Genomic DNA, 24,595 nt, shown 5'->3' on the forward strand with positions numbered 1-24,595 from the left:
GATTAAACTTTGTCGCTTACTCGCCTTTTCGGTCTAAAATAATTGGTATTGCTATAAAAATTTTGTTGCTGATTATCTTTATACCAACTCGGCACACCTAAAATAGGCAAAGGAGACAATTTTTTATTGTCACTCAAAGTTTTGTCCACCCGCATTTCTTTAGCTAACAAGCCATCTAAAATCCGATATTGATTAGACAAAGTTTCAGCAAAAAAGCTGGGGGCTACTTTTATAAAATAGGCTTTGGCGGTTAAACCAATATAAGGTGCCAATGCCATTTCATACATTGCATGACCAAACACAAAGGGTCGAATGCTTTGATACCATTGTGAGCGCTTATCCCAAAAACTTTCCATCCACATATGATTGCGCAACGCATTTTTTTGCTCATCATGTGTATAAGCTAAAATAATTCCGCACTCATCAAATAAGGTTAAAGCGTCACGTTGTTTGGTGCGTTTTTTTAAACCATGTTCACTTATGTCTGCTACATGTAATTGATTGATGGCTTGTTTACTTTCAGGAAACAATCCCCAAATCAAAGCGTTAAAAAAGTCGTGCCAATTGTCTTTGCGTGTCGGTATAAGCCCTGTTTGATTAATAAAACCTTCATAACCTAATTCAGCCAACTCAGGGCTATCTTCATCTTGCTCAACAAACTGACGCTGTGCAATTGCGAAAGCTGGCACTTTATCCGCAATCTGTTTGCTTAGTTGTGCTGGCGAAGGAAAATTATCAAGCTTGAGTAAATCCGTATATAAAACAGCTAAATCTTGATAAATACCCGTAGATAAATCAGCTTGCTGATAACTAACATCAGCAAGCCATTTTTTAGGTTTAACAGCCGACAAATTTAACTTCCTTTGCGACGTCTTTTATTGGCGGGTTTAATACCTTGTTCGCGCAACTCAGATTTGCGAATGGCTTTGCGAATCCGGTTTGCTTTGAGGTTTTTAATTTTATTGTTGCGGCCTACTTCTTTACGCATTTCAATTGGCTTCATGTTTACCAATTTACGTAAGTAGTTTACTTCTTTAACTTCTAATTCAGCCCAACCGCCCATAGGTAAAGTGCGTGGTAACTCGATATCGCCGTAGCGAATACGTGATAAGCGACTCACTTGAACTTCTTGAGATTCCCACATACGTCTAACTTCGCGGTTACGACCTTCACTAATAGTCACGTGATACCAACGGTTAATACCCTCACCACCGGCAAAAGAAATTTTATTAAATTTGGCAGGACCATCTTCAAGCTGAACACCTTGACGCAAAGCTTGAATGGTATTGTCAGTTACTTCACCAAATACACGCACAGCGTACTCACGCTCAACTTCGTGTGATGGATGCATAAGTTTATTAGCCAGTTCACCATCCGTTGTAAATATCAACAAACCTGTTGTATTAATATCTAAACGACCAACAGCTATCCAACGCCCTTGTTTTAAAATTGGCAGGCGATCAAACACAGTTTTACGCTGCTCTGGATCATTGCGCGTACACACTTCACTTAAAGGTTTGTTGTAAATCAATACTCGGCAAGGAATATCATTTTCAGATTTAAACTTGACTAAGTGGCCATCAAAACGAATTTCATCATGCTCTGTTGCACGCTCACCCAAAGCACAAACAGTGCCGTTTAAACTAACACGTCCATCGCTAATAGCTTTTTCCATTTCACGACGTGAGCCTTTACCGGCTCGAGCTAAGATTTTTTGAATTTTTTCAGACATCTGATTCTCCCGAATCTGACAAATTAGCAATACCTTTAGTGTCATTCACTAAAGCTTCTGTGACTTGAGGCAAGTCTTCTAGACATTGTAAACCAAAATAGTCTAAAAACGATGGGGTTGTTGCAAATAAAGCTGGCCGACCGGCAACTTCTTTATGGCCGATAACTTTAACCCAACCACGCTCTTGTAAAGCACGCACTATATTACTGGATACAGCAACACCTCTAACTTGCTCTATTTCCCCACGAGTAATAGGTTGGCGATATGCGATAAGTGCAAGTGTTTCTAACATAGCTCTAGAATACCTAGGCGCTTTTTCTTGCCATAATAAACTAATCCACGGGCTTAAAGTCGACTTAGTTTGAAAGCGATAACCTGCGGCAACCTTAACTAATTCGATACCATGACCTTCTTGGTACTTTTGCTGCAAAGTTTTCAGCAAACCAGTAATTTTCCGCTGTGATAACTTAAATTCAGCCAATACTGTTTCAGACAATTCTTTAACTGGCATAGGTTTGCCATAGGCAAAAATTGCCGCTTCGATTATTTGAATGTATTGCTCGTCGTTATTTTTGCGTGCCATAATTTTTCCAACCAATTAAAAGTATGCTTAACCCTATAGCTTTAGCTAACAATAGAGACAGCTTTAATTTGTGCGTATACCAAATCGTTAATTTGTAAATTAAGTTGTTCTAGTGAATAACGAGTAATGGTCGACAATAGATAAACGTCATCTGATACCGCCTGGTTAGCTTCAATTATTAACTGCAACTGCATATTAGTAGATGAAGCCGTTGCTGCAAAAGCTTTAATACGGCATGCAATTCGATTGACTATACTAGATTGCACTTGTTGCTCACGACTGATACTGACGTCTTTAGCCAAAATGCGGATACGAATAGTATCACCTATTCCAGCACCTGTATTAGCTAACAATAACTCAGTACCCTGGCAATTTATTTTATCGAGTTGCCAGTCTGCAATATGCGCAACAACTTGCCCTTGCAGCACAACACCAACCTGCTCTTGCATCCACTGATATTGGCCTAGGCGCGCGAGCACAGAATTTAAATCACCTGACTCGACAATTTTACCATTTTGGATCACTAATAAATGATCCGCTAATCGACAGACTTCATGTATGTCGTGGCTGACATACAAAATTGGGATCTTCAGTTGCTGTTTTATTTGCTCCAACAGTTTGAGTAATGCCTGTTTATTCTGCTGATCAAGTGCAGCTAAAGGCTCATCCATCAACAACAATTTGGGTTGTGATAATAGAGCTCGAGCTATAGCAACACGCTGACGCTCACCGCCTGACAGTTTATCAACTGAGCGCTTCAATAAAGCTTGTAAACCCATTAACTCGACTAAACTTTCAAGTGTAAAAGTTAACTCTTGAGAATTAGCTTTGTTGTTAGCCAAATAATTATTTAGGCCGTAGGTTAAATTTCCCTCAACATTAAGATGTGCAAACAAAGCACCTTGCTGAAATACATAACCAATATTGCGTTGATGCGCTGGGACAAAACTCTGTTTATCTTGCATACTGTGCTGGTTTATTGAGAGTTCGCCCTTTACTTGCGGCTCGAGGCCGGCAATACAGCGCAGCAAAGTAGACTTACCACAACCAGATTGCCCCCAAATTGAAGTTATACCTTGAGCAGGCACTTGGGCAGCAAAACAAAAATCAAAGCTTGCATAAGCATGCTCAAAGTTAAAGTTCAGGGTATTTTTGTTAGCTTCAGTCACGCCCTGTCACACTCACTTTTTTCTGAAAGCGATAAACCGCCAATAACACAACAAAAGAAAACACTAACAAAATTGCCGATAATCTATGTGCTTGTGAATAATCCATAGCTTCAACATATTCGTATATTTTCACCGACGCCACTTGGGTTTCACCCGGTATATTGCCCCCTATCATTAATATGACACCAAATTCACCAACTGTATGCGCAAAACCTAAAACCGCGCCGGTTATCAAACCCACTTTAACATTAGGTAAAACTACCGAATAAAACACTTTAAACGGACTAGCGCCTAAAGTCGCAGCAGCTTCAAGCTGCTCATGTGGAAAAGTACTAAAAGCATTTTGAATGGGTTGAACAACAAAAGGTAAAGAATAAACAATAGAGGCGATAACCAGCCCAGTAAAACTAAAAGCTAAACTACCTAACCCCAACCACTGACTAAGTTGCCCAATAGGCCCTTGCGGTGCAAAAGCAATGAGAAAATAGAACCCCAACACACTTGGTGGCAAAACTAAAGGTAATGCGACTAAAGCTGATATACTTGGTGCAAATCGACTATGACTCTTTGCCAACCACCAAGCTAAAGGCGCACTTATTAGCAGTAAGAAAAAAGTCACTAAACTTGCTAGTTTTACCGTTAGCCACAAGGCTTGTAGCTCTTCGTGTGTCAATGCAAACATGTTTGACTCTTATAGCCTAACGAAGCAATTAAACATTGCGCCTGCTGGCTTTGTAAAAACTGATAAAATTGAGTTGCCGCATTATTGTGTTCGGCCGATTTTAACAACACCATACCTTGTTCTATCGCCTGATATAAATTATCTGGAACTAACCAGACATTTATCTCAGGTTGATTAAATATTTGTGCATAAGCAACAAATGCAAGTTGTGCATGTTTACTGGTAAAAAATTGATAGCTTTGTGAGATATTTTCTCCCATTGCTATTTGTCGGCGATTTATCTTCTGCCCTAAACTGTCGATAACATTTTGAGCTGCTAATCCATAGGGTGCCAATCTAGGGTTGGCTATCGCAATATGTTTAAATTTTTGTTGTTTTAACATATCTATTGGGGATATTTCTGAGTTATTGGCCACAAGCGCTAATTGACCTAGCGCATAGGTATAAACAGTTTGATTTTGCGTAAGCGCTAATTCGACTAATTTTTTGGGTTTATCAGTATCGGCCGATAAAAATATCTGAAAAGGTGCACCATGGACAATTTGCGCAAACAACTTACCGGATGAGCCATACGAAGCAACTATTTCGACATCAGTTGAATCTGATGGTGCGTCTTGCTGCTGTGAAATATAACTGGTTTTAAGCTTTTCAAATACATTGATAAAGTTAGACGCCACCGCTACATAAACTTTTTGTTGAGCAAATACTGGCTGAGTTAGCACTAGGATAAAAATGGCTAACGGATATATAAGTCGCTTTACACACCAACTAAAACAATAACCCATGAATATTGTGATTAACTACCTGATATTTTAAACAAAGATAATGCTATCATCTTTGTTAAGGACTGACTGCACAAACTCTTATTATATATGCGCAAAATCAATATTTTTTCACTTATTTATGCCACAGCACTTTTGTTATTGGGCTCGGGCGCTCAAGCTAACTTATTAGAATGTAGGTTAGACGAAACCCAGCAAAAACAGATTCAACTAGCTGCCTCACAGCTACCAAATAACATAATTGAACCTATAAACATTAATCGGCCGTCACAGGCTTATTGTCTACAGCAAGCTTTTATCAAACACAAGCAAGATAACAATCCCCTAACCGCCGGATACAAAATTGCCTTTACCCATGTAAAAGTACAAGAAATGTTTGATACAAAAGAGCCTGCCTATGCGAGCATTTTTACTGGTCAGTTTTTAGCAAACAACAGCCAGATCCCAACTGATTTTGCAGTAAACCCTATGTATGAAGCCGATTTAGTCGTTGAAATTAAATCTGACAAAATCATGCAAGCAAGCTCGCATCTTCAATTATTACAGCATATTTCCAAGCTATACCCTGCATTTGAATTAGTCACCTTACCTTTTAATATGAAAGATGAGAAAGTTCGAGCTCAAGTCAATGCTAATCAACTGATTGCCCATAATATTATGTCAGTTTATTTTGTATTGGGTGACGCAATTCAAGTAACGGCAACTGAAGAGTTTGCCCATAAACTAGGCAACACACGGATTTTGGTAACAGATGAGAATAAAGAGCTGATTCAAACAGCTGATACTGAATCTATATTGCGTCATCCATTAAACGCACTTGCTTGGTTAATAGAAAAGTTTAACCAGCAAGGTTTAGCTTTAAAAGCTGGCGACAAAATTAGTTTAGGCAGTTTGGGGAAATTACGCCCTGTCGAAAATATTAATAAACAGATCCGCTACCAATTTGTAAATTGGCCAGAACAACCACAAGTGACTATGAGTTTTGTAAGCAATACAAAACAAGAAAACAAATAACTATTAGGACTAACATGAAGCATATTTTAATTACTGGCGCATCTTCAGGCATAGGCCGCGAATTAGCCATTCAAGCAAGTAAACTTGGCTACAAACTGAGTTTAACCGGCCGCAACCCAGAGAAATTACAACGCACCCAAGATAGCCTAACAATCAATACCAAACATTTTAGTCGTAGTTTATGTGTTACTGACCAAGCTGCTTTAACTGATTTTATCGATAGTGCAAAAGATAAGATGGGCGATTTTGATATTTTAATTAACTGTGCTGGCATTAACACGGCTCGCGGTAAAGGCGAAGAAATATCAATTGCTGATTTGGAATGGATGATGAAAATTAATTTTTATTCGCCAGTGCAAATGATGCAATTATGTTTACCTTCGTTGAAACATGCAGCTAATCAAAACGGCAGTGCGACTATAGTCAATGTACTATCAACTGTATGTTTATTTGCTAACCCAGGTATTGCGGCTTATACAGCATCAAAAGCAGCGCTCGATCACTACGTAAAAGTAATGCGCAAAGAACTTAGAGCGGACAATATTAAAATGTTGTCCGTCTACCCAGGTGGTGTAGATACAGAGTTTAGAGCGGCCGAAAGGCCTGAATATTTAACTGCGGCAGCAGTTGCCAAAGCAATTTTGCATACACTTGATACAGACACCAATACTCATATGCATGAGTTAGTATTTAGACCCCAAGTAGAAGAGAACTTCTAAAACAAATAAGGCCAGCATTGCTGGCCTTATCTTTATCTTGAATTCAAATAGAGCTAAATTACTTTTTAGCTTTCGCTGTTTTAGCCTTTTTCTCTTCAACAACCCACTTGTTGTTAATATATTTAGCTGACCAGCTGGTTGCTTTACCGTCTTTCTCAGAGCCTAAATACTGTTCTTTAGTTTTACGGCTGAATTTAACCACTGTTGGGTTACCTTCACCGTCAACTTCTGGGCCTTCGGCTAAATATTTAAACTTATCGTGTAATCTATCTTTAAAACGCACTAACTCCGCCACCTTCGGTGCACGAGTTTCACGTGATTTAGGGAAATTATGCGCAGCTAAAAAGATCCCTGCAGCACCATCACGCAATACAAAATACGCATCCGATTTCTCACATGGCATTTCTGGTAATGGAATTGGATCTTCTTTTGGTGGAGCTGGTTGACCGTTTCTTAATAGTTTACGAGTGTTTTTACACTCATCATTGGTACAACCAAAGTATTTACCAAAACGGCCATTTTTAAGCTGCATCTCTGCGCTACATTTATCACATTCGATAACTGGGCCGTCATATCCTTTGATCTTAAATTGACCTTTCTCGATTTCGTAACCATCACAGCTCGGGTTATTACCACACACATGTAATTTACGTTCTGTGTCAATTAAGTAGCTATCCATTGCCGTGCCACACTTTTTACATCTGTGTTTCGCACGTAATGCCTGAGTTTCAGCTTCTTCATCGTTAGCATCAACGGCTTCTTCACCAGAAGTTAAATTGATGGTTTTAGTACAACGCTCTTTTGGTGGTAACGCATAACCAGAACATCCTAAGAATACGCCGGTCGACGCAGTTCGAATGGTCATTTCACGACTACATTCAGGGCACTCGATTGCCACAGGAATTGGCTGATTAGGCTGCATACCACCTTGGTCAGCGTCTTCTTCGGCTAAATCTAATTTGCCTTTAAAGTCGGTGTAAAAATTATCTAGTACTTTGTGCCAGTCTAATTCACCTTCAGCAATATCATCTAAGTGACCTTCCATGTTAGCGGTGAAGTCATAACTCATTAAATCACTGAAATTATCCAACAAACGAGAAGTTACAATCTCACCCATTTTTTCAGCATAGAAACGTTTATTTTCTAAGCGTACATAACCACGATCTTGAATTGTGCTAATGATAGATGCATAAGTAGATGGTCGACCTATGCCACGCTTTTCAAGTTCTTTAACTAAAGCTGCTTCGCTAAAACGTGCAGGTGGTTTAGTAAAATTCTGTTTAGGGTTAAGTTTTTCTAACGCTAAAGTTTCACCAACTTTAACATCCGGTAATAACTGGTCTTCATTGCCTTTTTTGCCAACAGGCGGCTGAACTTTAGTCCAACCATCAAAAACCAATACACGACCTTTAGCTTTTAACTCAAACTCTGCTGCAGCAACAGTAATAGTGCTTGCTTTGTATTTTGCAGGTGTCATTTGACATGCAACAAACTGACGCCAAATTAGATCGTATAAACGTTTAGCATCTGGGTCTAAATCATTGCCTAGATGCCCAGAAAATACACCTACTTGCGAAGGACGAATTGCCTCATGCGCTTCTTGTGCATTGTCTTTGTTGCCATAGGTAACTGGATTTTCAGGCAAATAAGCACTGCCGTACTCTTCTTGAATATAATCACGACATGCTGCAACAGCTTCGCTACTCAAATTTGTTGAGTCGGTACGCATATAGGTAATATGACCCGCTTCATATAAGCGCTGCGCCAACATCATAGTTTTCTTAACACCAAAACCTAGGCGTGTACTTGCTGCTTGTTGTAGCGTTGAAGTGATAAACGGAGCACTGGCTTTACTTGAAGTTGGTCGAGTTTCGCAATCTGCAACTGTGTATTTAGCCGATTCAAGCTGTGCTAATGCACTATCGGTTTCAGCTTTGCTGGTTGGGCGGAAGTTTTTATTTTGATACTTAGCAACATCCAAACGCAAATTGGCTTTGCCTTGTGTTGTAGTATCGGCATTTACTTCCCAAAATTCTTCTGGCACAAAAGCCTTGATTTGGTGTTCACGCTCAACTACAAGACGCACAGCAACAGACTGTACACGCCCAGCAGATAAACCACGGGCGATTTTTTTCCACAATAGTGGTGATACCATAAAACCAACAACACGATCTAAAAAGCGACGTGCTTGTTGTGCATTCACTCTATCAATATTGAGTTCGTCTGGTTGCGAGAAGGCATTTTTAATCGCATTTTTGGTAATTTCGTTAAAGACAACACGTTTGTATTTAGTGTCTTCACCGCCTATTACTTCGCGTAAATGCCAAGCAATAGCTTCCCCTTCTCTATCCAAATCCGTTGCGAGATAAACTGTATCAGCATTTTGAGCAAGCTTTTGTAATTCAGCGACGACTTTTTCTTTGCCGGGTAAAATTTCGTATTCAGCATGCCAGTCATGCTCTGGGTCAACGCCCATACGCGCAACTAATGCAGCTTTTTCTTTTTTCTTTTTATGTGCTGCTTTTTCTTCAGGTGACATGCCCTTAGTACTAACTGCTGGACTCGTTTTTCCCTTTGAAGATGTTGGCAAATCACGAATATGACCAACGCTTGATTTAACTACATAGTCATTACCAAGATATTTATTTATCGTTTTTGCCTTTGCTGGCGATTCGACTATTACGAGTGACTTTCCCATTAGATATCAAATACTATTTAAATTTAATCCAGTACAGTGGTGTATGACTGCACGCTTCTTTTTAAAGATATATCGACAAATTCGCTGAGTAGCAAGCAATTTCCTTAACATTTTTTATATCCAAGCTTAATTGCTCGCTTTTTCAACTATAATGCGAACTATAGTGGCTATTTTGTATTTTAAAAGGTGCAGCTATGAAATATTACGAAGTTAATTTTGACGGACAAATAGCACCAACCCATGAATTTGCTGGGTTATCAAAGGGTAATATTGCCTCTACGCAACACCAAGGGTTAGCAGCTAACCACAGCCGAGCTATAGAACAATGGCAACATAAAGTTAGCTTAATCGCCTCTTTGGGGATTAAACAGTTCAAACTGCCATTAGTCACACGGCCTGATGCTAATGTATTAAAAACACTTGGTTTAACTCAAGCACAACTACAAAATTGTCCGAGCAAACTAAAATCCGCTTTACTTTCAGCTTCTGCTATGTGGGCAGCTAATGCCGCAACAATAACACCTTCGTGTGACAGCTTAGATGCTAAAGTGCATGTGACCCCGGCAAATTTAGCCCATTTTTTTCATCGTTTGATTGAAGTTGAACAAACACAAAAAAACTTAACTAGACTATTTGATTCTGAATATTTTATTCATCACGCCCCTTTGCCAAATCATCCATGGTTTTATGATGAGGGTTCGGCAAATCATTTAAGGATCTGCCCTGATTATGGACACTCCGCTATTAACATTTTTGTTTATGGGCATGACTCATTTAACCAAGACTCGTCAGAACACTTGCAATTTCCATCACGCCAATCGTTACAAGCAAGTGAAGCTATTGCGCGTAACCATAAACTTAATCCAAAAGATACTTTATTCGTGCAGCAAAACCCCAAAGCAATCAATGCCGGTGTTTTCCATAACGATGTTATTTCGGTAGCAAATAAAAACGTGCTGCTGTTTCATGAGCAAGCTTTTATAAACACACAAGATACAATAAAAACCCTTAAAAACTTATATTCAAGCAAATACCCTGCTTCTACTTTTTACCCTATCGGGATAAAAGCATCAGATTTGTCGCTAAAACAAGCTGTAAGCAGTTATTTATTTAATTCGCAGTTGGTGAGCGTAGAAGATAAAAAAGGCGAATATATGGCTTTAGTAGCGCCGTACGAATGTAAAGCGAATCAAGCAGTGCAAGCTGTTTTGAATAAAATACTAAATGAAGACAATCCGATTAAACAGATTTATTACCTAGATTTGTCTGAAAGTATGGCAAATGGTGGTGGCCCAGCCTGTTTGCGTTTAAGAGTGGTATTAAGCGAAGCCGAATTGGCTTCGCTTAAATTAGATGATTATAGAATTTAGCCTGCGTCTACTACAGAGATAGAGCGAGAAGTAGCGAATCCTTTTGGTGTTGTCACAGTTATAGTTGCTGTGCCTGAGGATTTATTATTTGGACTAGATTCTCGACCCAAAGTAAAGCTAAAGCCCGACGGTCTTGGATCTGTTGTATTACCAAATGTGTGGCTACTAACACCAGACACTACTCCATTATCAGTAGAAATAGTTACCGTTGTCCCCGATGGCATTGGATTACTATTTTCATCCGTAATGTAAGCGATAAAACTAACACTCGTATTGTTAACCAAATCTGCCACGGTCAAATCTGCATCTGTCGCTGAGTCGATAACCCTAAAGTAAGGCGTGCTACCAGACAATACTATAGTGATATCACGGCGTACATGGATGAAGTCTTGATTACAGCTACCATCGTCCGACTGGCATAAAATACCGTTGTAAATACCGTCTGCTGCATCGAACTGTTGATTTGGTAAGTCTAAATTACCTTGTTGATCACCACCAAAATCAATAAATTCTTCATCATCACCACCTGGTAAACAAGCACCATCAGGTGTTGAATCCGCCGCGGCTGTGGCTGGGTTAGTAATAGGTTCAGCTCCCGAAGCAGCTGTACCATCGGCTAAACGACCGCAATAAAGATTATCTTCATTCCAGTCGATGAAAGCTTCACTCATATCGCCAAAATATTCCCCAGCATCAAATTGGCCATTACCGTTTGCATCAACAAAACTTTCTTCACCAACAGCATAAGCCAACACGGACAATCGCCCAGCTTTGTAGCCGGTTAATTTTAACGGGCCTAACGCTCCTGACGTCGTATTGGAAATACCATAACAAGGTAGTCCATCCGCAGCTGTAGTGTCATTAGTCGGATCATCGTCGTTACCCACATCACACATACCATTGGATAAGTTTTGCGCAATTTCATCAACACGAGATACATTTTCTTTACCTGGTTTAGCTTGAGTAACAGTATATTGCACATTGCAACGCCCATTATCTGTGACGCACTCAGGTTGAATTTGCCCATGACTCGTCACAAAGCTGATTGATGTACCGTTTGGAACAGGATTATTAAAGTGATCAGATAGATAAACAGAAATAGGTGTCTCATCACCAATAAAATCCCAACCCTCGATATTGTAAGTTTCTGCTGCGAGCGTAAAACTGTTTTGGTCTGGTAAACCTGAAGATACACTTAATAAGTCAGAAGTAGATTGAATTTTAGGTGAAAGTGAGTCGCCGTTACTATCAACTACTTCGGCAATTACACGAACGGGTGTCGGTGACTTACCAGCTCGAACCGTTACTGTAACTTCACCATTGCTATTTGTTTTTGCTGTTGAAGGAGTAACAGTAATCCCTGCGCCTTCAGCAGTAACAGAAAAGTTTACTGTCTGGTTAGCATATGGGTTGTCGTTGCTATCAATAACCTGAAACACTATGTTCGCTTGTTCAGTTCGCCCTGTGCCTGGATAAGTAATAATTCTAGCTTCAGCATCACCATCAACTTCGGCACTGACAAACTTGATATACGAAGCAGGCGCTTGGTCAATATCAATAGATAAAGTTGCGCTTAAAGAACTGGTACCGGCACTTGCTTGAGCTAAAATACTGTCTTTGCCTTGGCAACCGTCCGCTCTATATATGGCTGTTGCTATACCATTTATCGCTGTCACTGTTTGGTCGATAAATGCTTTTGCGGGTTCTTGGCTTGCACAAGCAGAACTTAAACTTACGGTAACAGGATCTTGGTATAGCTCATTATTGTTATCTTTATCAACAATAGATAAGGTTAATACTGTCGTATTACCAACAGCCAATGAACCACCAGCTAAATCTGATGCAATCACACCTTCTTCAAATGTCGCTTCTGAGCCGTTACCCATGGCGATATTTACTGTGTTAATGGTGTAAAAAGCACTTTGCGTAGAAGTTGAAGTTTGAATGGTAATTTGCCCTGCACCATCATCATCACCGGCTAACAAAGTTAATACAGCATAACCTTGCGAATTTGTAACCACACGACCGTTTGTTGGGCTTACAGAGCCAGCATCGACAGTTGCGGTAATTAAGCTATTGGCAACAACGTCTGTACTACTTCCTTTGCGATTCACTCTAACTAATACTTTGCCCGGTCGTGTTAAAGATACGTTTGGACTTTGAGCACAGCTAGTAAATGGAATAACCGGATTATCAACGCCATTACAATCAAAAATACTGATAGTAATATCATGTTCTTCGGCTGCGACATTCGCATCACCCGCTGAGGTAAAAGCAACACTTTGTGATGCGTCTAAATAAGTGACAGTTGCACTACCTGCACCTTTGACTTCACCAGCTTCAAGTTCAATGCTAGCACGACCATTATTATCAGTCAGCGCTGTGCCTAAAGCTGGAAATAACCCACCTAATGTAGTTGTAAAAGTAACCACTTCATTTTCAACAGGATCACCTGCACTATCTCTTAAAGTCGCTACCAAAATACCTTTATTTTCACGAGTTACATTGGTTAATGGTGTCACTTCATCTGATGCAAATAAATTTATGTCCAGAGTATAATCTGATGGTGCTTGCGCGATATCGTCGCCAGCAGATTTAAAGTTTAACGACTCTTCAAGATCTATTTGTTGAGTGCCGCTAGTAATAGTTGCAGTCGCTGATAATGTACCTGAACTTTGTGTGCTGCCTGCACCAATAACTAATTTAGCTTGGCCATTATTATCTGTTAATAAGCTACCAGATGCGGGTTTTAATACACCGACATTGCTGCTTACTGTAACAATTTCGCCAGTAACTGCTTGTCCATCTAATGTAAGGGTAACCTGCAATACGCCAGAGGTGGCCTTAGATATTTCATTTTCAGCTATTGCCGTACCATTTACGTCAGTTAAGCTCAGCGCCAATGCATAACCATGAGTAGGTGTCACTTGACTGGTATTGATTTGATAAACTTGTGTTTGTGTTTGCCCTTCGAAAGTTAAACTGATTTCATCCGAACCACGAGTACCATCACTAAATAATTTAAAAATTGCTGTGCCATTATTTAAAATGGCGTTGCCGTTTTCAGGCAACAAAGTACCAGTACCGGCGGTTGCACGTATTAATTTATTTGATACTGCTGCTTGGTTAGAGTTTTGCAGAACACTTACAAGAAAATATAGAGGGGTCGCATTGGAAACTATCGCACCTTGAGTACAGTTTGATTCGACTTCTGCAACTGTATCAAAACTAGCTGTGTTACAAATATAGGTGTCAACACTAATGGTATAGGTATCTTCGGTTACCTCTTCGCCATCCCCTTGGTTGGTATAATTAATTTGTTGGCTAACTGTTTGTCCATCATTGTTAAACTGAGCAATGAGTGAATCGGCTGTAAGCTCACTGCCCGGTTTTAAAATAACCTGAGCTTGACCACTTGAGTTTGTCACAACTTGACCACTTGCTGGTACAAGTACACCACTTTGGGTAGAAAAACTAATAATTTGCCCAGATGCTGCAGCACCATCAGCAGTTAATGTAGCGGTAACTGTCAGAGGATTGTCTTGGCTGGTTTGATTAGATGCCGCGCCTGTAGAATCAACCGCAGTTAAACTTATTTGGTAGGTTGCCTCGGTTGAGTCTCCATTACCATTATCTAAATTGCCACCGCCTCCACAAGCCACCATAATCATAGCCATAATAGAAACGAACCAGTAGCGATACTGCTTTAGCATTCTCTGCACTCCATGGTCTTAAGTTTTAAATTGTTGTAATCTCGGTAATATTAGCTCATAAGTTTAGATAGTAACAATCATTGAGCGTTAAAATAGCCAACTATTTTACAAATTGACAAATATTTTAGGGGACTAGTTTGCAAAACATAAATAAAAATCTAACTCTGCATATTCTGATTGCCATGGTGTTAGGCGTAATTGTCGGTCGGTTGTTTAGCTTAGGCGTATCTGAAACGGATGATACTTTAATCAATCTATTCGTTTTAAATCTTTCACTGAAAGAATTCTTTGTTGAAGGCCTATTTAACGTAGGCGGCAGCATTTTTATCACCAGCTTAAAAATGCTGGTTGTGCCTCTGGTATTTATTTCTTTAGTTTGTGGGGTTTGCTCGTTAAATGATTCGGCAAAAATCGGCCGATTAGGTGCAAAATCAATTGGTTTATATTTATTTACCACAGCTATAGCCATTACCTTCGCTATTTCAATTGCGCTAATAATTTCGCCTGGTGAAGGAATGAATTTAACCCCAGCACAAGATTACCAAGCCAAACAAGCACCTAGCTTTGCACAAGTAGTTATAGATATGTTTCCTTCGAATCCTATCAATGCTATGGCTGAAGGCAATATGTTGCAAATTATCGTATTTTCCCTTTTGTTCGGTGTCGCCATGGCGTTATCGGGCAGTGCAGGCGCACGAATCGCTAGCTTGTTTGAAGATTTGAACAAAGTGGTTATGCGTATGGTTACCATTTTAATGGGCTTAGCGCCATACGGGGTCTTTTGTTTAATGGCCAAGTTATTTACTTACTTGGAACTTGCTGAGATTACTCAACTAGCACAATACTTTGTTACCGTTCTACTGGTATTGTTTGTTCATGCACTGATTACTTACCCGAGTTTGATGATATTACTTGGCAAACTTAACCCACTGCCGTTTTTAATAAAAATGAAAGATACACTTATGTTTGCCTTTAGCACAGCAAGCAGCAATGCAACTATGCCTATCACCTTAAACACAGTGACGAAAAAATTAGGTGCAAATAATTCAGTAGCTTCTTTTACTATTCCGTTAGGCGCAACTGTTAATATGGATGGCACTGCGATAATGCAAGGTGTCGCCACTGTATTTATCGCCCAAGTATATGGCATTGATTTATCTTTTGCCGATTATGTTGCTGTATTGATTACCGCCACCCTCGCCTCGGTCGGAGCCGCTGGTGTACCTGGTGTCGGCCTAATATTATTAGCTATGGTATTTCAGCAAGTTGGTTTACCTGTAGAAGGTATAGCACTTATTTTAGGTGTAGATAGATTATTAGATATGACAAGAACTGCGGTAAACGTAACCGGCGATGCAGCAGTAACCTGTTTAATCGCCAAATCAGAGCAGCAGCTCGACGAGTCTGCATTTAACGCAAGTGATAAACAGCTGGAATTGATAGAAGAAAACAATAGCAAAACGGTGTAAACCGTTTTGCTATAAGTTTTTAAGCGGTGCGGTTAAATACCGCGACAAACATAGTATCAGAAGCTTGTTCGATTCCACCCAACAAGCTTTGTGATTCTAAATTAAACTCTGGAAATTTGTGTAAGAACCAACTGACTTGCGCCTCGTTTTCGGCTATTTGCCAACTACAGGTTGCATACACTAGTTTACCGTTTTTACGCACTGACGCTTGCGCATTGGTTAAGATACTTTGTTGAATGGCTATTTGCTCATCACTGTCTTGCTGACAGAATCGCCATTTAGCATCAGGGTTACGTCGCCACGTACCCGCTGAGGTACATGGTGCATCAATTAACACTCGATCAAAGCCATTTTGGCGTTTCACATCATTGGGTAAATCTAACGCTTTATCACCACTCCAAACAAAAGTGCGAATATTAAAATATTCAGCGCGTTTCGCCCGCTTTTTAAGCTCATCTAGCTTATAACTATGAATATCAGTAGAAGTGACCGAGCCTTTATTGTTTAACCTATCTGCAAGCGCTAAGGTTTTTCCACCCGCTCCTGCGCAACAATCCCATACCTTCATCCCAGGTTTAACATCAACGGCTTGAACAATTTGCTGACTCGCCAAATCTTGTAATTCAAACTGACCTAAAGCAAATTGGCTAGTGCGAGTGACGTCGGCGCCACCATCAACACTTAACACATCCCCATCTTTACTAATTAAAATGTCTTGTGCATTTAAATCTTTGTATAACTGACTAATGTTTGTTGTCGCTGATGCGCGCAGATATACAGGTAAAGTGTCGGCTTGTTGCTGAATAAATTGTTTTAACTGACTATCGTCCCAGCCGCTGGCAATTGCTCTTTGCGTTAACATAGGTAACCAGCTTGGCCTTATACCAAAACGAACTGCCCATAATTCAAGGATAGAATTTATTTTACCCGTTTGGCTTTTAAACCATTGTAGGCGCTTGTTTTCACCATTGGTCACTTTAGGCTCTTCACCTTGCAACAAGGTTAACCAAAACCAAAACTCATTGTTTTGGATGTGCTTAGCCGAAGTTAATGACCAAGCTTTATCCCATTCGACAACATCAACTAATTCATTTGCGATAAAACAGCTTTCAAAATAATCCGCTGCTTGGGCAAACTTTACTGCTAAAAATAATTCTTTGCTTATGGATAACTTGTCATGACGAGATAAGTTACCACTTAGTTTAAATTGAGATTTTAACCATCGGTCAAAAGGTTTAATTTCTTCTAATTCTATCCACCTTGCCCATATTGCTTTACGAGCCATAGTTAACAATAACTGCGGATGGGGTGACTTTTTACAACGACGTTTCATTCAATCTCTCAATTTACGCGGGATTGTCTATATCAACAAATTCAACTTGAATATCAGTGTTTGCAGCTAAATATTCACCCAAAGCTTTAATACCATATCGTTCAGTAGCATGATGGCCAGCAGCAATAAAATGAATACCCATTTCTGTTGCTACATGCACAGTTTGTTCACTAACTTCACCTGTAATGAATAAATCAACACCTGCAGTTAAGGCTTGTTCGATAAAAGACTGCCCGCCACCTGTACAAATAGCCACTTTATTAATTAGAAAATCGCCGCCACTAATGACCAGAGGTTTACGTGCTAATTTACGTTCGACTAGGTTAGCAAAGTCAGTTAAAGCAGTTGCTGATTTTGTTTCTGCTTGCATTAAGATGCCTTTGGGTTTGACACCCTCTACCGGATTAATTGCTTCTAACTCAAACAATTTAGCTAATTGAACATTGTTGCCAAACTCTGGGTGCACATCTAACGGCAAGTGGTAAGCAAACAAACTGATTTCATTATTTATCAGTTTTTTTAGCCTTTGAAATTTCATACCAACTATTTGTGCAGGTTCGCTTTTCCAAAAATATCCATGGTGGACTAACACAGCATCTGCCTGTTGTTCAATCGCTCGGTCAATTAATGCCTGAGTTGCGCTTACGCCAGTCACCACCTTGTTTATTGTTTTGTCGCTATCGAGTTGTAGGCCGTTTGGACAATAATCAGCAATCAGCTCCGGAGTTAACCACTGATTCAACAGTTGTTCTAAAAGTTTAGTTTGCATAATAAATTAGAAAATATTTAGGCTTGGAATTTGCCACGAGACAAATTAGGTTTGGATAGAGGCGCAATTCTGTCTTGGAGTACTTTTACACATTCAAACTGTTGCATGGTTTTTCTTTCGTCTAACTGTAATTCTTTCGACAATAACATTAAGTTAGCACAATCTTGATTTTCTTCCAGTACAAGAAATTCAGCACTCGCATGCTCTGTCTGCAATACAACAACCTGATCGAATAAACTGCGTTTCGCGGCTTTTGGCTGAGGCACAAAATACCAACTTTTTGGTTGTTCAGGGCGAACAAATTTTGTTTGTGCCACTGCATTTAGCGCAATTTGCACACAAGCTGCTTCCGATGCCGCCAACTGCTCTTCAACAATTGCGTAATATTCACAATACTTTTGATTGTCAGCTACGTTAAACGATTGAGTTTGTTTAGCATGGGGTAACAGCTTGCTCGATTTGCAAGCTGTTACAAAGGTAAACTCTGTCATGTTTAAACGCAAAGAATGAGACTCTAGGTCGTAAAACCAGTACCAGTCTGCTTTTGCTTGGAGCATGAAAACCTTATTCCTATGGTTAGATTGCGTTCAAGATGTCAAAAAATTATCGTTTATTCAAGTCCTTGAACGATTTCTTTTACTAAATTAGGCCCACGGTAAATGAATCCTGTATAAACTTGCAGCAAATCAGCGCCTGCTTTAAGTTTTTCATTGGCAGACTCTGAACTGCTAATACCACCAACACCGACGATTGGCATTTTGCCATCTAGTAGTTTTTTCAACTCAGTGACCACATGAGTGCTTTGGTTACGTACTGGCATACCACTTAAACCACCAGCTTCTTCACCATGTTGTAAATGTTTTACTTTATCGCGCGCTAACGTGGTATTTGTTGCAATTACGCCATCTATTTGATTTTGAATTAAGCTAGTGGCTACTTGCTCAATTTCGCTATCATCCATATCAGGTGCAATTTTAACTAATACCGGACGATACGCCCCATATTGCTGATTCAGTAAAGCTTGTTTTTCTTTAATTGCACTTAATAAATCATCCAAGGCTTCACCGTATTGTAAATTGCGTAAACCTGGTGTATTTGGTGAGCTAATATTTACCGTAATGTAAGTTGCATATTCGTAAACTTTATCCATACAAATTAGGTAATCATTTTTGCCTTCTTCATTCGGCGTATCTTTATTTTTACCTATGTTAATGCCTAATACACCATCGTATTTACTTTGTTTAACTTGCTCAACTAAGTAATCTACACCTTTGTTGTTAAACCCCATACGATTGATAATGGCATGCGCTTCTGGCAAACGGAATAATCTAGGTTTGTCGTTGCCTGGTTGAGGTCTAGGTGTAACTGTACCTACTTCGACAAAACCAAAACCCATAGCAGCAAAAGCATCGATACATTCGCCGTTTTTGTCTAAACCTGCGGCTAAGCCGACTGGATTTTTAAAATCAATGCCAAAGACGTTTACAGGTTTATTCGGCACGTTTTGGCTAAATAAACAGCTTAAAGGCCCGCCTTGTAATTTTTTTAAATTTTTAATGGTGAAATCGTGCGACCACTCAGCGTCTTGAGTGAATAAAAATGATCTTAATAACGGATACATGCTGCCCTCTACTGGCGTATAACAGCAGAGATCTTTTGAGCCAATTTAACCTGGCTAAGACCCCTGTCCTAAAATTTACTGCATTGTATCGCAATGATGGCTCAACAGCATCAATTCACGCAAAACAACTGAAAATTTTGCAAATTCATGGCTTTGAGTTGCTCTAAAATCAGCCAACATATGTTTCCAACGCGCTAAAATATCAGCATATCGTTCGTTCCAATCATTAAGCATATCATCTGCTGTGCATTGTTCGGAGCAGCCACGTAAAACCACTGAAGAAATTGACCTTTGTTGCCAATCCAATTCTTCTCTGTATGCCGCTCGCGCCAAGGCTTGCCAGTGATTCGCTACAGGCTGTTTGTTAATTTGCTCTAAGAACCAGTGTAAGTCCATTTGAGCACCGAGTTTGTAATAAACGCTTGCAACCAACTCGACGGGTCGCGCACTTTCTTCCACCACTTCGGCAATATCCATGACCGAAAATAAGGTACTGATATAGGATATTTTTTTCGCAAAATCAGCATCTACACCAGCTTCTGTTAATTTTTTCGCTGACGCGGCTAAAGACTCAAGTTCTGACTCAACTAAATATTTATCTAAGTTTTCACTGAGTTCGACAAATACCGGACGATATTTTTCTATGGTTTTTTCTATGCCGATGTTCTTATTGCGGTGGCGTAAAAACCAACGTGTTGTTCGGCGGATTGTTCGACGCAGTTGGTATAAAACATCGGATTGAATATGCGCCGATACTTTATTATCCCAAGCTTCGATTTGTGCCCAGATGTCACCCAAACCAAAAATCTCGCGCGCAACCGTATAACAAATAGCAATTTCACCTACAGGAGCACCCGTTTCTTCGCCCATACGGTGAACAAAGTTCATGCCCATATCATTGACAATTTGATTGGTAATTTCGGTTGCAATAATTTCACTGCGCAGTGGATGATTTTGCATTGCAGCTTTATATTTGCTTTGCAGCGCTTTTGGAAAGTAGTTAACCAATAGTTTGCCGATATGACTGTTATCTGTGATATCACCAATATTGAGTTTATGTTTTAACACCATTTTAGCGTAAGCAATTAACACAGAAAGCTCAGGCCGAGTTAACCCATGCCCTGCTGCCTGGCGCTCAGCTAATTCATCATCTGAGGGTAAAAACTCTAATTCTCTGTCTAAATAACCTTCTTTTTCTAATGCATGTAAAAAACGAATTTGCTCTTTTAAACTAGATTTAATTTTGTATTCAGTAATAGACAAAGAATGGGTTTGGCGGTAACAGTCTTTCAAAACAATTTTCGCCACATCATCTGTCATATCGTACAAAAGTTTGTTGCGCTGTTTCAGCGTCAATTCACCATTTTGCACTAATGAATTGAGGAGAATTTTGATGTTTACTTCTTTATCAGAACAATCAACCCCACCAACATTGTCGATAAAGTCAGTGTCAACTTTTACACCTCGTTTGGCGGCTTCTATCCTACCTAATTGTGTACAGCCAAGATTTCCGCCTTCACCAATAATTTTAAATTTAACCTGCTTACCGTTTATCCGTACCGCATCATTTGCTCTGTCCCCTACATCTGCATGCGTTTCGTTACTCGCTTTAATGTAAGTGCCTATGCCACCGTTCCAGAACAAATCGGCTGGCATTTGTAAAATTAATTGCAACAACTCATTTGGTGCTAAAGCATCTGCTGTGGTTCCGAGCATTTTTTTCATCTCAGCGCTCAATTTTATTGACTTGGCCGAGCGTAAGAAAATGCCACCACCTTTTGAAATCAAACTAGTGTCATATTCACCCCAGCCCTGCACTGCATCAAACAAACGTTTACGTTCTGCGTAGGTTGTTTTGGCATCTGGTGTTGGATCAATAAAAATATGCATATGGTTAAACGCTGCTTGCAGTTGGGTATGTTCAGATAACAACATACCGTTGCCAAATACATCGCCAGCCATATCACCCACAGCAACACAAGTGAAATCTGTGGTTTGGCAATTTATACCCACCTCTCTAAAGTGACGTTTAACCGACTCCCAAGCGCCTCTAGCTGTTATGCCCATTTTTTTGTGGTCATATCCAACACTACCACCAGATGCAAATGCATCTCCAAGCCAGAAGCCATATTCTTCTGAAATAGCATTGGCGATATCTGAGAATGTCGCTGTGCCCTTATCAGCTGCCACAACTAAGTATGGATCGTCTTCATCATGACGATAAACAGACTTTGGTGGAATGACCTCGTTTTGCAGAATATTGTCCGTAATGTCCAATAAACCACGAATAAAAATTTGATAGCAGCGTTTACCCTCTGCTAAAAACGCGGCTCGGTCGGTTGGTTTAATATTGCGTTTGCATACAAAACCACCTTTAGCACCCACCGGCACTATAACTGTGTTTTTTACTTGCTGCGCTTTAACTAAACCCAGAACCTCAGTTCGAAAATCTTCGCGTCTGTCAGACCAACGTAACCCCCCGCGGGCAACTTTACCACCACGTAAATGCACACCCTCAATATCTGGTGAATAAACAAAAATTTCATAGGCAGGTACAGGTTTTGGGATCTCGGGTATTTTTTTCGGTACCAATTTGATTGAAATGTAATCCTTAAGCCCTAGTTCACCTTGTTGATAATAGTTTGTTCTAAGGGTTGCCATCATCATATCGACAAAACGTCGGATAATTCTGTCATCATCTAAATTGACGACCTCCTCCAATGCTTGTTCGATTCTAATAGTTAATGCTGTCTGATCGTCTTTGCTAAAGTTGCTTTCAGGATTAAAGCGTAAATGGAATAAATCAACCAACATACCAGCCAATTCAGGGTAAGTTGCTAATGCATTTTCTATGTAACTCTGACTAAAACTACTGCCTATCTGGCGCATATATTTAGCGTAACAACGTAAGATAGCAACTTCCCGCCCCGACATTTCCGCCTGCAGGACTAAACGGTTAAACCCATCATCTTCGAGTTGATTAAACCAGACGTTGGTAAAGGCATTTTGGAAATTGTCTCTACTTGTGTCTAAATCCAACTCATAGTCATCACTGGTCGACATAGCGAAGTCTAAAATCCAATTTACATGACCGTCTAAACAAGTCACCTTATATGGCCTTTCATCTATCACACGCAAACCAAAGTTTTCCAACATAGGCAATACGTCAGATAGATGTATTGGCTTGTCACGATGGAATAGTTTTAATCTGACTAGATGTTTTTCATCTGCATCTTCTTGCGGTCGATATAACAACATTCCAAGCGTATTGTTCTGATTTAAACTTTCTAGCTTTTCGATATCAACTAACGCTGTATTGGGTAATTCGTTATCTTTGTAACTTCGGGTAAAAGCCTGTTCGTATTTACGTGCTAGTGCTCGGCCCTTTTCTTCGCCATATAGCGACAATAAACTGCGTTCTAATTTATCTTCCCAAGACTTAGTTAATTCAATCATATTTGTTTGCAACTGGTGTTCGTTAATATCAAAGTTATTATTTGCGACTCTAACCATATAGTGGGTGCGCGCTAAGGTCGACTCAGATAAATAGGTATTAAATTCAACTTCTCGATTAGACGACAAATAATTTTGAAATAACTTTTGTGTCGACTTTCTAAGTTGGGTGGTATATCTGTCACGTGGCACAAATGCCATGCAGGAAAAGTAGCGTCCGTAGATATCTTTTCGAACAAATAATCTAGACATGCCTCGCTCTTGCATTTGCATAATGCCAAGCGCGATATTAGAAATTTCCTGCTCTTTCGCATGCAATATTTCTTCTCTAGGGTAAGTTTCCAAAATATTGTGGATGGCTTTATAAGAATGTGTGCCTTTAGCAAAACCGGTATTTTCAATGACTCGACAGACTTTGTCTTTGATTAACGGAATATCAAAAACACTGTCGTTGTAAAAATCCGATGAAAATAAGCCAATAAACCTATGTTCACCCGCGACTTGTCCTTTTTTATCAAAAATTTTAATTCCGACATAATCCATGTAGGCAGGTCTGTGCACTTGGGATTTACGGTTTGTTTTTGTCAGTACCATTAAGTCATGTGTAAGTGCTTGTGTTTTGGCTGAAGTTGGCACCTGTGATAACAAACGAACATCCTTACCACTACTGTTTTTCATCAAACCTAAACTGCTGTCATTGAGCCGAGCTAAACTATGATCGCCTTTTACCGCATCAAGTTTGTATTGGCGGTAGCCCATGAAAGTATATTTGCCATCAGCCATCCAAGACAAAAACGCCTTAGCTTCGTCGATTTGATGTTTAGCAACTTGTTTAGGGAGATTTTTTAACTCGTCGATAATTTGCAAACATTTATCCTGCATTGTTTGCCAATCAGACACGGTTAAATTAACTTGAGTTAACACATCGCTAATACTTTGCTCAATAACTTCTAGACGTTGTTTGTCTGACTGCCTATCAATTTCGATTAAAAATACCGTGCGTCGATTATCACCAGCCGCCTGTTGACTTGTATCAACTGATGTCACTAAACCAGCGTCATCCGTTTCAAAACTGATACTTTGATATAACAACCAGTGTGCAGCTATGCCAAGACGGTTTAAGGCCATACGTACTGAGCCAACTAAAAAAGGCTGGTCGTCTGAGACAATTTCAACCACTGTATGATTGCTTTGCCAGCCATGTTGGGATAATTCAGGATTAAACACTCGAATGCCGGGTACAGTTTGCATATTGGCGTTAAATGTATGCCATAAACTTAAAACCGCACCATATAAGTCACTGTCATTACGGTTGATTAGATCTTCAGGTGCTATATCACGATAAATTAGCCGAGCAAAAGTACGCACGACATCGGCTTGTTCTGCTGGAATTTTGGCTTGAATGAGTTGTTCTACTTGGTCTAATAAGACTGATTGTTTTTTATTCGACATAAAAAAGCCGCCTTTGACTTATTCTATTTTAGATAA

General features: G+C 39.7%; 17 protein-coding genes. 4 read left to right on the forward strand and 13 right to left on the reverse strand.

Annotated features, from left to right (window positions below; translation table 11 throughout):
- Window positions 1-2 precede the first annotated feature (2 nt).
- From ACMZOO_RS01160 to modA, 6 genes are read right to left on the reverse strand one after another with little or no spacing between them, the layout of a single operon-like run.
- Window positions 3-851 carry a DUF3025 domain-containing protein gene (locus tag ACMZOO_RS01160; RefSeq protein WP_440904889.1) on the reverse strand — a complete coding sequence of 283 codons (849 nt, stop codon included), beginning with the start codon at window positions 849-851 and terminating at the stop codon, window positions 3-5.
- Between the two features lie 2 nt (window positions 852-853).
- Window positions 854-1,732 (reverse strand): 23S rRNA pseudouridine(2605) synthase RluB, encoded by an 879-nt coding sequence (gene rluB, locus ACMZOO_RS01165; RefSeq protein ID WP_440904891.1) that lies wholly within the window; start codon window positions 1,730-1,732, stop codon window positions 854-856.
- The gene (scpB, locus tag ACMZOO_RS01170; protein ID WP_016955003.1) at window positions 1,725-2,315 is read right to left on the reverse strand and encodes an SMC-Scp complex subunit ScpB; all 591 of its coding nucleotides are present in this window, start codon (window positions 2,313-2,315) and stop codon (window positions 1,725-1,727) included. The genes rluB and scpB overlap by 8 nt, the downstream gene beginning before the upstream one ends.
- A 41-nt stretch (window positions 2,316-2,356) precedes the next feature.
- Window positions 2,357-3,484 (reverse strand): molybdenum ABC transporter ATP-binding protein, encoded by a 1,128-nt coding sequence (modC, locus tag ACMZOO_RS01175; RefSeq protein WP_440904892.1) that lies wholly within the window; start codon window positions 3,482-3,484, stop codon window positions 2,357-2,359.
- Window positions 3,477-4,166, reverse strand: a complete 690-nt coding sequence (gene modB, locus ACMZOO_RS01180; RefSeq protein WP_440904893.1) for a molybdate ABC transporter permease subunit — start codon at window positions 4,164-4,166, stop codon at window positions 3,477-3,479. Before modB ends, modC begins: the two co-directional genes overlap by 8 nt.
- Window positions 4,154-4,888, reverse strand: coding sequence for a molybdate ABC transporter substrate-binding protein (gene modA, locus ACMZOO_RS01185; RefSeq protein WP_440904895.1), 735 nt, complete (start codon window positions 4,886-4,888; stop codon window positions 4,154-4,156). Before modA ends, modB begins: the two co-directional genes overlap by 13 nt.
- Before the next feature lie 150 nt (window positions 4,889-5,038).
- On the opposite strand from modA, the gene ACMZOO_RS01190 reads away from it, so the two are divergent.
- Together ACMZOO_RS01190 and ACMZOO_RS01195 are read left to right on the forward strand one after the other, a co-directional pair.
- Window positions 5,039-5,962, forward strand: coding sequence for a 2-keto-4-pentenoate hydratase (locus ACMZOO_RS01190; protein ID WP_440904896.1), 924 nt, complete (start codon window positions 5,039-5,041; stop codon window positions 5,960-5,962).
- Between the two features lie 14 nt (window positions 5,963-5,976).
- Window positions 5,977-6,681: an SDR family NAD(P)-dependent oxidoreductase gene (locus tag ACMZOO_RS01195; RefSeq protein ID WP_440904897.1), complete on the forward strand. Its 705-nt coding sequence runs from the start codon at window positions 5,977-5,979 to the stop codon at window positions 6,679-6,681.
- Window positions 6,682-6,739: 58 nt separating this feature from the next.
- Here the strand turns inward: ACMZOO_RS01195 and topA are convergent, their stop codons facing one another.
- Window positions 6,740-9,379, reverse strand: a complete 2,640-nt coding sequence (topA, locus tag ACMZOO_RS01200) for a type I DNA topoisomerase (RefSeq protein ID WP_440904898.1) — start codon at window positions 9,377-9,379, stop codon at window positions 6,740-6,742.
- A 194-nt stretch (window positions 9,380-9,573) separates the two neighbouring features.
- On the opposite strand from topA, the gene ACMZOO_RS01205 reads away from it, so the two are divergent.
- Complete coding sequence (locus ACMZOO_RS01205) at window positions 9,574-10,749, forward strand: N-succinylarginine dihydrolase (RefSeq protein ID WP_440904899.1); 1,176 nt, start codon at window positions 9,574-9,576, stop codon at window positions 10,747-10,749.
- Here ACMZOO_RS01205 and ACMZOO_RS01210 read toward each other — a convergent pair.
- Window positions 10,746-14,462, reverse strand: a complete 3,717-nt coding sequence (locus tag ACMZOO_RS01210) for an Ig-like domain-containing protein (RefSeq protein ID WP_440904900.1) — start codon at window positions 14,460-14,462, stop codon at window positions 10,746-10,748. The genes ACMZOO_RS01205 and ACMZOO_RS01210 overlap by 4 nt on opposite strands.
- A gap of 137 nt (window positions 14,463-14,599) precedes the next feature.
- Here ACMZOO_RS01210 and ACMZOO_RS01215 point away from each other — a divergent pair, with 137 nt between their 5' ends.
- On the forward strand, window positions 14,600-15,931 hold the full coding sequence (locus tag ACMZOO_RS01215) for a dicarboxylate/amino acid:cation symporter (RefSeq protein ID WP_440904901.1): 1,332 nt from the start codon (window positions 14,600-14,602) through the stop codon (window positions 15,929-15,931).
- Window positions 15,932-15,950: 19 nt separating this feature from the next.
- Here the strand turns inward: ACMZOO_RS01215 and ACMZOO_RS01220 are convergent, their stop codons facing one another.
- The 5 genes from ACMZOO_RS01220 to ACMZOO_RS01240 form a co-directional block, all read right to left on the reverse strand.
- The gene (locus ACMZOO_RS01220) at window positions 15,951-17,264 is read right to left on the reverse strand and encodes an RsmB/NOP family class I SAM-dependent RNA methyltransferase (protein ID WP_440904902.1); all 1,314 of its coding nucleotides are present in this window, start codon (window positions 17,262-17,264) and stop codon (window positions 15,951-15,953) included.
- 13 nt (window positions 17,265-17,277) lie between these two features.
- Window positions 17,278-18,033 carry a Nif3-like dinuclear metal center hexameric protein gene (locus ACMZOO_RS01225; RefSeq protein WP_440904903.1) on the reverse strand — a complete coding sequence of 252 codons (756 nt, stop codon included), beginning with the start codon at window positions 18,031-18,033 and terminating at the stop codon, window positions 17,278-17,280.
- A gap of 17 nt (window positions 18,034-18,050) precedes the next feature.
- Entirely contained in the window at window positions 18,051-18,590 is a 540-nt protein-coding gene (locus ACMZOO_RS01230; RefSeq protein WP_440904904.1) for a cell division protein ZapC domain-containing protein, read from the reverse strand.
- A 53-nt stretch (window positions 18,591-18,643) separates the two neighbouring features.
- Window positions 18,644-19,654 carry a quinone-dependent dihydroorotate dehydrogenase gene (gene pyrD, locus ACMZOO_RS01235; protein WP_440904905.1) on the reverse strand — a complete coding sequence of 337 codons (1,011 nt, stop codon included), beginning with the start codon at window positions 19,652-19,654 and terminating at the stop codon, window positions 18,644-18,646.
- A gap of 75 nt (window positions 19,655-19,729) precedes the next feature.
- Window positions 19,730-24,559 carry an NAD-glutamate dehydrogenase gene (locus tag ACMZOO_RS01240; RefSeq protein ID WP_440904907.1) on the reverse strand — a complete coding sequence of 1,610 codons (4,830 nt, stop codon included), beginning with the start codon at window positions 24,557-24,559 and terminating at the stop codon, window positions 19,730-19,732.
- Window positions 24,560-24,595 lie beyond the last annotated feature (36 nt).

The organism is Catenovulum sp. SX2, from assembly GCF_052056295.1.
Taxonomy (GTDB): Bacteria; Pseudomonadota; Gammaproteobacteria; order Enterobacterales; family Alteromonadaceae; genus Catenovulum.

Bases quoted from the DNA above. Each gene is read 5' to 3' on its own strand.
- topA (WP_440904898.1), bottom strand. From the start codon at position 9,379: ATGGGAAAGTCACTCGTAATAGTCGAATCGCCAGCAAAGGCAAAAACG.
- ACMZOO_RS01225 (WP_440904903.1), bottom strand. From the start codon at position 18,033: ATGCAAACTAAACTTTTAGAACAACTGTTGAATCAGTGGTTAACTCCG.
- ACMZOO_RS01205 (WP_440904899.1), top strand. From the start codon at position 9,574: ATGAAATATTACGAAGTTAATTTTGACGGACAAATAGCACCAACCCAT.
- scpB (WP_016955003.1), bottom strand. From the start codon at position 2,315: ATGGCACGCAAAAATAACGACGAGCAATACATTCAAATAATCGAAGCG.
- ACMZOO_RS01230 (WP_440904904.1), bottom strand. From the start codon at position 18,590: ATGCTCCAAGCAAAAGCAGACTGGTACTGGTTTTACGACCTAGAGTCT.
- pyrD (WP_440904905.1), bottom strand. From the start codon at position 19,654: ATGTATCCGTTATTAAGATCATTTTTATTCACTCAAGACGCTGAGTGG.
- ACMZOO_RS01195 (WP_440904897.1), top strand. From the start codon at position 5,977: ATGAAGCATATTTTAATTACTGGCGCATCTTCAGGCATAGGCCGCGAA.
- ACMZOO_RS01240 (WP_440904907.1), bottom strand. From the start codon at position 24,559: ATGTCGAATAAAAAACAATCAGTCTTATTAGACCAAGTAGAACAACTC.
- ACMZOO_RS01210 (WP_440904900.1), bottom strand. From the start codon at position 14,462: ATGCTAAAGCAGTATCGCTACTGGTTCGTTTCTATTATGGCTATGATT.
- modB (WP_440904893.1), bottom strand. From the start codon at position 4,166: ATGTTTGCATTGACACACGAAGAGCTACAAGCCTTGTGGCTAACGGTA.
- rluB (WP_440904891.1), bottom strand. From the start codon at position 1,732: ATGTCTGAAAAAATTCAAAAAATCTTAGCTCGAGCCGGTAAAGGCTCA.
- ACMZOO_RS01220 (WP_440904902.1), bottom strand. From the start codon at position 17,264: ATGAAACGTCGTTGTAAAAAGTCACCCCATCCGCAGTTATTGTTAACT.
- ACMZOO_RS01190 (WP_440904896.1), top strand. From the start codon at position 5,039: ATGCGCAAAATCAATATTTTTTCACTTATTTATGCCACAGCACTTTTG.